Origin of the sequence: Chryseobacterium pennipullorum, assembly GCF_003384725.1 — a bacterium.
Classification (GTDB): domain Bacteria; phylum Bacteroidota; class Bacteroidia; order Flavobacteriales; family Weeksellaceae; genus Chryseobacterium; species Chryseobacterium pennipullorum.
In genome coordinates, this window is sequence record NZ_QNVV01000008.1 from 54,935 (window position 1) to 68,331 (window position 13,397).

Genomic DNA, 13,397 nt, shown 5'->3' on the forward strand with positions numbered 1-13,397 from the left:
TATATACCACAATATTAGATAAAACCATAAGCTATTCATTGCGGGAAACCGTAATTATCATAAATAATATACAGGCGGTATTCTGATTTTTCTTTATATATTGCCCTAATTTTCACTTAAACTTCAACATACCATAAAAATGAACGATCTTACTTTAGAATCAAAACGGCTAACTCTTCGACCATTTAGCAAAAATGATGTTTCTAATGTGCATGAAATGCTGCTAAGACCGGAAAGCACCACATTCAATCCAACCACCTATTCCGAGGATAAGAATGAAACAATAAAACTGGTTAATGCCTGGCAACTGGAATCTGAACAGGGAAAAAATCGCAAAAAATTTACTTTTTTAATAGAAGACACTATCACCCGTACATTTGTAGGAATTATCGGCATTGATATGATTAAATTGCATTATAAAAATGCTGAAGCATGGTTTAAATTGAGCCCTGAAATATGGGGAAAAGGCTATGGAACAGAGGCACTTGGCAGAATTATTCAGTTTGGCTTTGAAGATCTAAAACTGCATAGAATTGAGGCAGGCTGTGCCATTGACAACATTGCATCCTACAAGGTCATGGAAAAATCAGGGATGATACGAGAGGCACACCGGAGAAAACTGCTGCCACTAAAAAACGGATGGAGCGATAATTATGAGTATGCTATTCTTGAGGAGGATTATGAGTCAAAAATCTAAATAATACAATAGTCCTACAAAAATTTCACTAACAATAAACTTTAAGTCTGTGTTTTTGGTGACTTGATCTCTCGTCAGGCTGAAGGAGATGGTAAGTATTCTGCTTTATTAAATACTTTTCCCGTTTTCACTTCTTTTATTCTGATGATTTTATTTTCTTTTTTAATGTAGTCCAATGTAATTCTCTCTTTTTTCGGATCTTTTTTATCGGAGATCAAAATTTTATTTCCTCTTACTTCGACGGTATCATAATCTTCAAATTTCATTGTATAGCCGAAAAGAGCATTTTCCGGATCATTTTTCCCTGGTTTTTTATAGCTTACTGTTTCAGTTGGATAATTGGAAATAATACGCACGCTGTATTTACCATTAAATCTGTATATTTTTTCTATAAGATCATCCGGAGTAAATGTTGTCGGTTTTTCAGGTTCATCTTTCCAGCGAAAAGCATCGTTATCTCCCAGCAATGGCTCTGAAGGAGCAGCTTTAACGGCATTGGTATACGCTGCTTTCTTAGGCGGCGTCAATATCTCTTCGCTTGTTTTCTTTTTCTGTGCGGATACTGCTATTGTCGTTAGCAGTACCATCAATACAAACTGGTATCGGGTCATCATCTTTTTATTGATTAAATGGTTGGCAGGTCCTTTTGAAAACCGCCTTATTCAAAAATACATTTTTATGCTTTACAAAGTTCCTGGTAATTATTTATTTTTTTTGAATAACGCTTTATTTAAGCAGATAATATCATATTTCGAAAATAAATTAAAGATCTTCACTTCATTCTTAGGGATTACTGGAAATGATGCTAGCCTTCTTTAACAGTCATCAGGGCTGAACAAAAAAAAGAGCTGTCTCAAATTTGAGACAGCTGCTTCCCTATAGATAAAGAATTTCCTCTTCCTTAGATTCTGTTAAGGAGATTCATTTGTATTATTTCTTAATCAGTTTGGTGTTGTAATTATCTTTATCCCCTTTAATAGCAATAACATACACTCCTTTTACAAGAGAAGCTACATTGATTCTCTGCCCGTTAAGCTGGCCTTCCTGCACCAGTCTTCCGTCTGCACTGTAGATCTTGTACTCAGCTTTTCCTTTAAGGTTTTTCACTTCTACAAAACTATCTGCAGGGTTAGGATAGATAGCGATCTCTGATGTTTTTGTATTCTTTATTTCATTGACAGCCAGTGCCGCATTATCTGCAATCTTTACCGTAAAATCTCTGAATGACCCTACTGAAACTACACCCCCACCATTCACAGGAACAGAAGGACTTCCACATGGACCTGTTGCTGCATTAAAGAAAGTACTTGCTACTCTCATCCTTAAAGTTTTATCACCAAAATAAGCGGTATCGGGCACAGTAAATGTCACACTACCATCTCTAAGATAAGCCTGAGCAGCAGCAACATACATAGGGACAGCACTGCTGGAAGCTACTTTTTCCGAATTTTCAAATACACCGTTTCTGTTATAATCGATCCATATTTCAAGCCAGTCGTTATAATTCCCACCTGCCAAATTTCTGAAAGATGCCGTGTATTGAGTACCTCTGGTCAGGTTAACCACCTTATTGGCATCCTCACTAAAATCCAGATACGTTTTATACACATCTAATCCTGTAAAGACATAATTAAGGTTTGACAAGGTCAGTCTGACAAGACCGCTGTTGAAACTTCCTCCGTTTCCACCGGTAGTCATCAAGCAGTAATCTCCTGATCTTAATCCTTTGGTTTTAAAAGTATAGTTGCTGGAGAATGCTCCAGGCACCGTATTTACGACAGAAGCTACCTGAACTTCATAATTGGTCTCATCCTCCAGATTATTCAGTACCACAGAATTGGTCTGGCTGGTTGCATTGGACCAGTTGGCAGTCCCTGTTTTCCTGTAATTAACAGAGTAGGTTGCTCCGGGAACACGATTCCAGGACACTCTTGCCGTTGTTTTGAAAATTTCAGTGTCCAGTGCAGAAACTCCCACAGGGGCAGCCACAGCAGAAGTAGGCGCAGATCCCACTGTAACTGCCGGAGAAACTGCGTAGAATATATTTCCTATCGCAGATATTCTCAGTTTTATGGTTCCATTCAGATTACCTGGCAATTGAGCAGAATAACTTCCGCTGTTGGGTGTTGAAGCCACAAGGTCCGTCCATGTTACCCCATTGTCTGAAGTATAATCTATTTTAATATTCGCTACGTTATAAGGTGCTGCATTGGTATTCGCTCTATCCCAATAAATAATGTTGGAAGCATCATTGTACAGAACAGATGATGCTGTAAGTCCATTGAATTTGAATGGTCCATCATTTCCTACGGTTACAACTGTTTCCGAGGTAGAAGTCATAGGTCTTTGTGCATTCTGATCTCTGGCTGTTACCGCGTAATTCAATACTCTCGGAATATAGGAAACCGTTTCCCACGCCTGCTTGTCTGTCAGGACACCGTTCATTACACTTGCCAACTTAGGAAAGTACCTTCTGCTGTTGGCGGTTCCCGGCAAGGACCTTGCAATAGCGCCTTCGGCATTATACCCCCAGCCGCTGTCTCCGGATATTGTATTTCTATCTCCCACGCTGTTATACTGCTCCCAGGTATAATTAATTGCGTCATTTTCAGCATCTACAGCTACCGCATCCAGATAATACGCAGTTCCTTTCGGAATGGAATAATTAGCCAGCGGTGTAATAGCAGGCGCCGTATTGTTTGCGATTTCTGTACCTATACCGCATCCAGGCTTACTTTCAAGTACATTGAGAACCTGGGAGATCGATTTGTAATGGAAATATCCATCCATATTGGCCTGAATATTATCCTGTGTAATTCCCGGGTACCCCATAATTGTTGTTCCACCCCAAGGCTCTACATTGGCGCCACTTCCTTCCGTCCTCATGGAAAATGTATGATTGGCTCCCAACTGGTGTCCCATTTCGTGGGCTGCCATCAGGTCAAAGACTTCTCCTCCCGGATCCGGACTCATTGAAAAAGCAGATCCTTTTGCCAAAGAATTATTATTGGCCGGGCTTGTACAAATGATTCCTATGCCCCCGGCATTTCCGTTTCGACTACCTCCTGCATTGCGGTGAAACACATGGCCGATATCATAATTACCGTCCCCAACCTGGCCTGTCAACAGCCTCTGAAGCTGTAGATTAAGGGAGGGATCTGCCTGAGCCGCCGGCGGGGTATAAAAATCATTCGCCGGATCTGTATAGATAATTCCGGGAAGATCCTGAACAATAAAATGGGCGCCAAAATCTTTTTCAAAAACCCCGTTTATTCTGGTCATGGTATTGTTAACCGCTGCAAGGGCTCCTGCTGCTGTACCTCCGTGATACTGTGCATATTCTCCTGTTACAGCCATTGCCATTCTGAAAGTTCTGTACCTCGTATTGGTAGGCCTGCTGGCAATTCCCACATTGGAAAGGTTTTTCTTTCCATTAGCCTCCAACGCTTTGATGCTTTTAAGGTCATGTTCTTTTGTCTCGCACTCAAAACCATGTATTCCGCCCTCTTCTTTTGTTTTATAGAATACACCGTATGTTTCTTTGTCCATACTGATAGGTTCTATAAACTGAAAAACACCATCTTTGATGATCATCGACTGCATATCCGTAGGTGAAGTACTGAATCTCAAATACTTTGAAGGATCATCTATGCCTATTCCTACATACGAACCCAGCTGATATTTGTCTGCCAGGGATTTTTCCATTACAGGATCGCTATACACGGCAAATTTTTCAATTTTTCCTTCTGCAGTAGGTAAAGAGATCACTACAGGCTTTGCATTTTTTCCTGTTTCTACAGCATCATTTAATAAGCTTCTGAGAGATTGCAGATTTACTCTGTAAGAATACAGCACCTCTGTTCCTTTTTTGATCTGAGAGGTTCTCTGAGATGCAGCTTCCCATCTTTGAGCTTGTAAACCGGCCAGGCCAGAAGCCAATGCGCAAACCAATAAAATTGTTTTCTTCATAAATTTTTAATTAAAATATTTTAAGTTAAGTGGTTGATCTTATTAATAATACATTTTTTACCTTTTAGATTACGAACATTACAAGACAACAACGATATTATCCAAAAACAAATCAATAAAATAAAAGATAAACTAAGAATTAAATAAATAAAATACGTGAACAGCATTTATCCAACAAATCTATTGTTTAATTCAAAAAATAAAAGAAAACTACCTACTACATAGATACACTATGAAAATAATAACCTAAAAACCAAAATGTTAGAGAAAAGATATTTTCAGGGCAACCTCAATAAGACCCGGTATATTCATGATAAATATGGATTAAAATTAAATTTTTCTTATGCCTGAATTATTAAACAAACTAAAAATTTCAAGGTCTGTTACAGGCAATGTAAAAAGTAAATAATAGGTTTCAATGGAGAGAAATGAGAGAGATTTTAACAATTAATTGCTGATCTACCCTTTTGTCATAAATTTTACCCATAATTTGAAACCAAAATATAAACAACTGATAATAAACAGTTTGAAAATAAAAAATCAATAAAAAAAACCGGTGTAGTACCCGTGTAGTATAGATTTTCTTTCTCATTTGGGTAAATTTATTCATATTTGGATCACAAGATCACCAAAAAATCCGAGTGGTGAAAGGAGAATATTTCGAATGCTGTCTGATATACATCAGGCAGTTTTTTTGTAATGTCAACTTTATGGACTGACCGGCAATAAAATCATGCAAATTCTCTGGCAGAGAAATTAGGACCATTTTTAAATTCCCCCTTCTTGTATTGTTGGAGCACTGTATATAAAAATTACAGAAGGAACTATTAATATAATTTCTTAATCTCACCCGTTTTCAAGTTTGTATCATTGGTCCTTATTCCGGATCAGGTACAAAAGTTGTGGAGAGACGAATTTTTTTTTCCTATTATACTTTTGCCTTGAAGCAAAAGTATACAAAAATTCAAGACTGGAATCATCCGCTAAAAATTGACCTTGACTCCTAAAATTTCCAAACTCGCATGGATTCAACATTGGTTCTTCGACTCAATACGGTGGCCATGCTCAGACACTGGAAATTTTTTAACGGATTCAAGATCAATTTTTTTAACGCTCCTGATTCCTAGGTCGATTAAAGAATGCTTACAACTGTTTTTCATCGTTCTTATTGGGTTGAAAGCCGATTAGAAAAAAAACTCCGAAAATATCCTCAAACATCTGTGGTTATTTTTTTTACTTATACCCTAAAATCGAAGATTAATCTCTCTTCAGTTGATAAATGTTACTTCTACGGAGTCAAGCAGTGATTGGTATACAATCCTATATTATTTTTTCTATTCATATTAACCAAACTTTTTGCTTAGTCCCACAACTTTTGCGCTTGATCCCTTATTCCTCAAGGAGCATCAGAGGCTATTGTACTGCACTCAACTTTTTAAGTTGATGAGTCCTGTATGTAAACAATACCGGACTCATCAGAACCTTTTCTGCCAGATCCTTTATAACCAAGGCAAAAGCGAACTTCTAACAGATAACAAAGTTCTTGGCCTTATGATTGGTAAAAATTAAAAGTGTAATCGTTTTATGACAGTTTATCAAAAAAATCATAAATATCCGTTTCTCCGGGAATATTAAGTTTTTTTCTGATCCTGTATTTTTTCTGTTGCACGGTTCTGTGCTGGATAAGAGTATAGGCTGCAATTTCTTTGGAAGTGAAATGTAATTTGAGCATGGCGCAGAAAGCCAGTTCAGAGTTTTCCAGATCAGGATTTATTTTTAAAAGACTATTGATCAACTCAGGATAGGCATCTCTGAAATGGTTCAGAAATTCGGGATCATTATTTCTGGCCAGATCCATAATTTCCTCCTGTCTGTTATCATTGATCCGGTTTTTCAGGTGTTCAGCTTCCACTTTAAGAACTTTTTTCCTTTTTCTGAGCTTGCGGATGATGCTCCAGGCATACAAACCAAGCAGCAAAAGACCTGCAACAGACAGCAGGACCAGCCACCGTACATACTTCAGATGTTCTTCGGAATCTTTTTTAGTTTCTGTCATAAAGGATTCCATATCCTGATTGATGGTAGCCAATAAAGAGGTATTGGTCCGGCTTATTGCTTCTGAATAGGCCTGTAAATAAAAATATGCCTTTTCTTTATCCCCTTTTCGTTCATATACCTTCCGCAGATCATTATAAATATATTTGGAATAGTAGGCATAGATCCGTTTTGTTTTCTGATCAATCTTCAGGGCATGTATCAGTACTTCTTCTGCCTTGTCATATTGCTTATCCGCAATATAGTACTCCCCCATTATGGTATTGGCATATAGGGCGATTCCGTCTTCTGTTTTTCTTTCATTGGCTTTTTGATAGGCAATGGTGATGTATTTGTAGGCAGAATCCTTATTTTTATTCATATAGATATAATCACTTATCGCACATTCTGCCAATCCCGTATCATTAAGTTTCCTTGCCTTCTGAAGGTAATCAAGCCCCTGGGCATATTGTTTTCTATGGATGAGATAAAGGGCTTGCCTTAAATAGATATTGAAAAGCAGATTATTTTTCGCTTCTGATCCTTCGGTCTTTCTGATGTATTCCAACGCCTCACCATTGTATTCAAAAGCTTTGGCAACCCTCCTTAGCTCCATATTGAAACGACCATAGACATTATAAAACCTCGCCTTATGCATGCTGTTGTCCGAATCATCCAAAATTTCTTTCGCCTTATCAAAGAGAACCTGTGATTTCTGATAATTTTCCAATGAAATATTAAGCTCGGCCAGATTGATATAGCACAGGGCCTTTCCGTCTCTGTATTTTATTTTATCTGCCTTCTGATAATATTGTCTGTTCAGATTAACCAATGAATCATACTCTCCTGAAAGCCGGAATTGCTCATTCTTTTGAAGTAGGGAAACATCAAATTCTTTCTTATAATCATCCTTAGAATGGGGATTACATGAAAATAAAAATATAAGTACAATAGAAAGAAAAATACGCATCATAGGCTTTCTAAACGCTAAGATTTCTGTATAATTTACTGTAAAAATTTGGCTTTTTGCATCCTTTCATATTACATATTTCTTAATTTTTCAGAGTCATTTTTTAATTTTATGGTCAAAGGTTATCAAAAAACTCATAGATATCTGTTTCACCGGGGATATTAAGCCTTTTCCTGATCCGGTATTTTTTCTGCTGCACAGACCTGTGCTGCACAAAGGTATAATCTGCTATTTCCTTAGAGGAGAACTGAAGTTTCAGCATGGCGCAAAAAGTAAGTTCAGAGTTTTCAAGATCCGGATTAATTTTGAGCAATGCGTTGATAAAGTCAGGATAAAGTTCTTTAAATTTCAGGAGAAAAGAAGAGTCATTTTTCCGGGCAAGTTCAATAACCTCTTGCAGCTGCTTATTGTATACATGATTTTTCAGCTCATCGGTCTCCTTTTTAAGGTTCAGCTTTTTCATATTCATCTTATGAATCACTTTCCTTACATACACCCCAGAAACGGTCAGTACCGTGATGGACATTGCAATTAGAAGAGGGAAGTCACTTTTATGCCAATCCGACTCTTTTTTTATTTCTGAGATAAAATCTTCAGTTGCTTTATTCATTGTGGCAAAGCGTGCCGTATCAATCCGCTTCTCTTCCTCCATGTATTTATTCAGATAATAGTAAGCTCTGCCACCGTCGTTCTTTTTTTTATAAAGATCTGCCATGGCTTTATAGACGTCTTTGATATGGCTGGAATAGGTACGTCTCGTTTTGATATTAATTTCAAGTGCTTGCTTAAGTGCTTTTTCAGCGTCGTCACTATTGTTTACCTCATTATAATAATATCCGGTGGTATAATACACCCACATCGATTCTGCATCACTGGTCTTTTGGCTCTCCATTTTCTCTTCTGACCTCTTGATATAAATTCCGGCTGAATCCGGCTGATGTACAAACAGGTAGTATTGTGCCACCATACAGTTTGTATATGCAGAATTTTCCAGCACATTCCCTTTTTGAAAACTTTTCAAAGAAGTTCCACGCCACCCTTTCCTGGCATAATAGATCCCTTTGTTTACATACAGTCTCGGAAGAAGTTTACTGCTAAGCATCGTCTTTTTAGAAGCTTTCAGGTAAGCAAATGCTTTATGATTGTATTCAATCGCTTTATCATATATTTTGAGGTGAGCATAATACTGGCTGTAATCATTATACAATTCAGCCTTATGATAAGGATTTTCAGAATTTCCCAGATAATCTTCAGCCTTGTTAAAAAAGAAAAGAGCTTTCTGATAGTTTCCGGCAGATACGTTTACGCTTGCGATATTGAGGTAGCAAAGCCCTTTTCCAGCGTGATATTTCATTTTGGCAGCCTTCTTCAGATAGGCTACATTTAGTTGGATAAGAGATTCATACCGACCTGAAAGCTGCAATGCAGCGCTTTGCGTCAGTAAAGAGAGGTCAAAGTTCTCTCTTTCATTATTATTGGAATCACGATTACAAAAAATCACAAACAATAATAACCCAAAGCAAACTGGATAGGTTATAATTTTCTTCATGATCATTGCAAATATTTTTGTTACTTTTAAAAATGGTAAGGCCTGAGGTAGTATTGATGGTGTTTAGATGCCTACCTAAGCATATTTCCCAATTCAAAACATCAATACAACCGTAAATCAATTGCTATTTCAACAATTTATGTGATAAATATACATAATTTATGATGTAAATCATGAAAAACAACATGAATATGTTAAATCCATAAGAATAATATTAATCAATGATTTTACGCAAAAAAAATCTTATCATTTATATTTTAAAGTAAAATCTAAATTTTAAAGTAAAAAAAAAGTTAAATTAATTATAAAATAAATACTTTTTACACAACAAAAAAAACAATTGTAGTTGAATTTTTTTTGTAAGGTGCACAACTTTCTTTAAGTCAATGATAAACCAACTCATCATAAAGCCCATCACCTTTATCGTAAAATAGGATTTAAAGAATTCAATAGCAGTAAAGAAGCTGGACATAAATATAGAACTGGACATACACATACATATAGAAATGGAATATTGCAGATCCCTTTAATGCAGAATTTTGTACGATCAGGTATAAAATATTTGGCAAATTAAAATCAATTTTCTTTAACAATCCTGATTCCTAGGTCAGCCAATACATCCGCTTACACCTATTTTTTCTAGTCATGCATTGCTGTAAATCGATTCGGGAAAAAATAATGTACTCTAAAAACATGCCCAAACATCAATAGGGACGGACTATAGTCCGTTCATATATCAGGCTAAAATCCAATTGGCTTTTAGCCAAAACCTATTCTATTGTATTAAAGAAAACTGTGTTTACGTTGTGTATTACAAGTGATCAGAAAAAAGCCCTCTGAAAAATATACTTAAACATCTGCGGTTAATTTTTTATTTGCCTCTATAAGAATGAAAATAAAAAAAGAACTACATAATTGCAGTTCTTTGTGTTAGTGACCCGGCTGGGATTCGAACCCAGGACCCATACATTAAAAGTGTATTGCTCTACCAGCTGAGCTACCGAGTCGGTCACTTACTTTTTTTAAGTAAATCCCTTTGTTTAAGGGACTGCAAAGATAGAAACTTTTTCTTTAAATACAATATTTTCCGGTAATTCCCCACCCTAAATTCTTTAACGTTTACAGTATCAGATATAAAAATTTAAGTGCGATAGAGCTTTTCTTATAAACAAGTGTCTTAAAGCAGATCCAAGTTCCCGACGGATCTTTAATTGAGAGAGATACTATAAGCAAAAAAAGAACTACAAAATTGCAGTTCTTTTTATTGGTGATCCCGCTGGTACAAAGTTCGAACTCTTTATTGGAAGACCTGAGACGGTTATGTGCACTTGACAACATAGTTTAGGTCTTTGCATGTATGCTCGAAACCCTAATTTATTTAAGATACTGTTTAAAGAATGCTTCCAATTTGTCAAAAGGCGCCTTACCTGTAACATTGTCGTACAAATCAATGTGATTTGCATCTTTCACATAAAATAATTCTTTTGGCTGTGCCGCTTTTTGGTAAGCATCTTCACTAAACTCTCTGGAGTGCGCCTTGTCACCTGCTATAAACAGCATTGGGCGCGGGGAAATGGTCTCGATATCGTTGAACGGATAGAAATTATTAAATTTCATTTCACCTACCAGGGTACGGTTTTGCGTTGTTTCCAATGTTCTTCCTTTGGGAATATGGATACCGCGTTCTGTCCTATAGAAGCTGTGATACATAGCGGTAATGGAGTCGGCGTCTTTGGGAAGTTCAATGGGCAAATAGTTCATAAAGATCTGCTTGCCTGTAGTGTACTCTTCATAACGTTGCTCGGCAGCTTTAGCAATCAGTTCCTTACGTTGCTCCACTGAACGGGTTTTGCCATATCCATTGCGGGTGACAGCCCCCATGTCATACATGCTAATGGTCGCAATAGCTTTCATCCTTGGATCTATTTTTGCCGCACTGACTACAAAGCCACCGCTTCCGCAGATTCCTAAGATACCTATGTTGTCTCTGTCCACAAATGGTCTGGTGCCTAAAAAATCAACGGCTGCGCTGAAACTTTCGCTGAACATATCAGGTAAGATCGCATTCTTCGGTTCTCCATCACTTTCGCCCCAATACATTTGGTCAATGGCCATCGTGATAAATCCACGTTCTGCCAGAGCAGAGGCATAAACATCGGCACTTTGCTCCTTTACTGCACCCATTGGATGCCCTACGATAACAGCAGGGTGCTTTTGTTGTTTCTCAAAGTCTCTTGAAATGAACAAATGGCCCACAACTTTCATATTGTACTGGTTCTTGAAAGATACCCTATACATTTCTACATTATCACTTACCTTAAATGTGGTAAAGTCTTTAGCTGATACTTTTTCCATTGTTTCTGTTTTTTTTGTTTGTTCAGTATTTTTATTTTGCCCGTTTGCCTTTTGCATATAGGCTTGCCCTAAAAGCATTAGAGCAATTGTTCCAAGAACTGCTAATTTTTTCATTTTTTATATTTTTGTTTGTTGTTTGAGACAAAAGAACAGTTCCTGTGGCAGACTTAAGCACTTCAATGTCTTAATATGCCTAGACTACTGTTGTATTTGTCTTTCTTTGATTGAGTTTGCTGTCAAAACTAATTTTCAACATTTTCATTTCCGATGCCCACAGTTTGCCCTCCATCAATAACAAGGGCGTGCCCAACTATGAATCCTCCGCCTTCAGAACACAACCACAATACTGCCGATGCTACTTCTTCAATTTTGCCCAATCTTCCTATAGGCTCTTGTGCTATCATGGCTTTGTAACCCTCTGCAGTACCTCCCGAAAAACGCTCAATCATTTCTGTATCTATTATACCCGGACAAATTGCATTGATACGGATACCAGATGAGGCGTAATCTAAAGCAGCTGATTTTGTAAGACCAATTACACCATGCTTGGCAGAAACATACGTTGAACCACCTTTAAAGCCAGCTATACCTGCGCTTGACGAGTTATTTACGATTGCACCGCCGCCATTTTTCAACATAAGCGGGATTTGGTATTTCATACACTTGAATATGCCTGTCAGGTCAATATTGATCAAACGGTCAAATTCTTCTTCGCTAACTTCGTGCAAGGGCTGTACTTTATATTCAACACCAGCATTGTTAAAAGCAAAATCAAGTTTCCCAAATGTCTCGATTGTCTTTTCAAGAGAATTTTTAATGCTTTCTGAATCGGTCACATCGACTGTTATCGCAAGAACATTACCTCCGATTTCTTCAATCAGCTTGGCTGTTTCTTGATTTGCTTTTTCGGAAATGTCGGTTACTACTACATTTGCGCCTTCACGAGCAAAGGCGATTGCCGTTCCACGACCAAGTCCACCGCCTGCTCCGGTAATAAATGCAACCTTACCTGTGAATTTTCCACTTATTTTATTTTCCATTTTTTTATTGTTTGTGTTTAATACTTATATCTGATTCGCTATGAAACTATATTTGAGCCACAAGACATTCTCAATCAATTTTACTGTATCGATAAGTTTCAGTGATTGTGTTGGCGTTTTGGAAAGGTATTTGCTTACCTCGAAAGTAGTCGGTGCACCTCCAGTTCCATCCACGACGGGCAATAGCAAAAGCGAAAGCTCATCAATCAGTCCCTCATTCAAAAGAGAACCTTTGATATGCCCGCCACCTTCCAGCATAATCGTTTGTATGGGAAACAAACTGCCTATCTGCTCTAAAGCAACCTTAAAATTTACTTCATTCTTTCCTGCAAAAACATATGATATACCGACCCTCCGCAGGTAATGAAGATGACTATCGCTTATGTCTTCCGTTAAAATCAAAATGATGTGGTCACCGTCAATCTCATTGCTTTTCCAACCCAACTTACCTTTATTGTCCACTCCAATGACAAATGAGGTTGCATTGCTATCTCCAACAAATGCTTCTCGTCCAATAGGTGTTTCCGGATGTATGAGTTCTGGAGGTGATCCTTTTGTAAAGTCCTTTTCAAGGGTTGCTCGCCCCACCATCCATGCCTGACTCTCAAACGAATTGTGGCAATGTTCATAAAGTGTAGAATACTTATTACGCTGCTCGGCATTGCCCCAATTGACTGAAATTATCCTGCCATTGACCGTTGATGCCATATGGCAGATTATATATGGCTTACTGTTTCTATTCATACAGATTGGATTAAAGCACAAAGTTATCGACAGAACACA

8 protein-coding genes and 1 tRNA gene are annotated in these 13,397 nt (G+C 37.5%); 1 reads left to right on the forward strand and 8 read right to left on the reverse strand.

Annotated elements, in window-relative coordinates:
* The first annotated feature begins 139 nt into the window (after window positions 1-139).
* On the forward strand, window positions 140-697 hold the full coding sequence (locus DRF67_RS10450) for a GNAT family N-acetyltransferase (protein WP_115928252.1): 558 nt from the start codon (window positions 140-142) through the stop codon (window positions 695-697).
* A 74-nt stretch (window positions 698-771) separates the two neighbouring features.
* On the opposite strand, the gene DRF67_RS10455 is transcribed toward DRF67_RS10450, so the two are convergent.
* From DRF67_RS10455 to DRF67_RS10500, 8 genes are all read right to left on the reverse strand, one after another.
* Window positions 772-1,311: a hypothetical protein gene (locus DRF67_RS10455; protein ID WP_115928253.1), complete on the reverse strand. Its 540-nt coding sequence runs from the start codon at window positions 1,309-1,311 to the stop codon at window positions 772-774.
* A gap of 316 nt (window positions 1,312-1,627) precedes the next feature.
* Window positions 1,628-4,666, reverse strand: a complete 3,039-nt coding sequence (locus tag DRF67_RS10465) for a reprolysin-like metallopeptidase (protein WP_115928255.1) — start codon at window positions 4,664-4,666, stop codon at window positions 1,628-1,630.
* A 1,582-nt stretch (window positions 4,667-6,248) separates the two neighbouring features.
* The gene (locus DRF67_RS10475) at window positions 6,249-7,673 is read right to left on the reverse strand and encodes a tetratricopeptide repeat protein (protein ID WP_123912723.1); all 1,425 of its coding nucleotides are present in this window, start codon (window positions 7,671-7,673) and stop codon (window positions 6,249-6,251) included.
* Window positions 7,674-7,785: 112 nt separating this feature from the next.
* Window positions 7,786-9,219 carry a tetratricopeptide repeat protein gene (locus tag DRF67_RS10480; RefSeq protein ID WP_123912724.1) on the reverse strand — a complete coding sequence of 478 codons (1,434 nt, stop codon included), beginning with the start codon at window positions 9,217-9,219 and terminating at the stop codon, window positions 7,786-7,788.
* 934 nt (window positions 9,220-10,153) lie between these two features.
* A tRNA-Lys gene (locus tag DRF67_RS10485) sits at window positions 10,154-10,226 on the reverse strand.
* A 367-nt stretch (window positions 10,227-10,593) separates the two neighbouring features.
* Complete coding sequence (locus tag DRF67_RS10490) at window positions 10,594-11,574, reverse strand: alpha/beta hydrolase (protein WP_115928380.1); 981 nt, start codon at window positions 11,572-11,574, stop codon at window positions 10,594-10,596.
* A 242-nt stretch (window positions 11,575-11,816) separates the two neighbouring features.
* The gene (locus tag DRF67_RS10495; RefSeq protein ID WP_115928259.1) at window positions 11,817-12,614 is read right to left on the reverse strand and encodes a glucose 1-dehydrogenase; all 798 of its coding nucleotides are present in this window, start codon (window positions 12,612-12,614) and stop codon (window positions 11,817-11,819) included.
* A 24-nt stretch (window positions 12,615-12,638) separates the two neighbouring features.
* Window positions 12,639-13,358: a dihydrofolate reductase family protein gene (locus tag DRF67_RS10500; RefSeq protein WP_115928260.1), complete on the reverse strand. Its 720-nt coding sequence runs from the start codon at window positions 13,356-13,358 to the stop codon at window positions 12,639-12,641.
* Window positions 13,359-13,397: the final 39 nt, after the last annotated feature.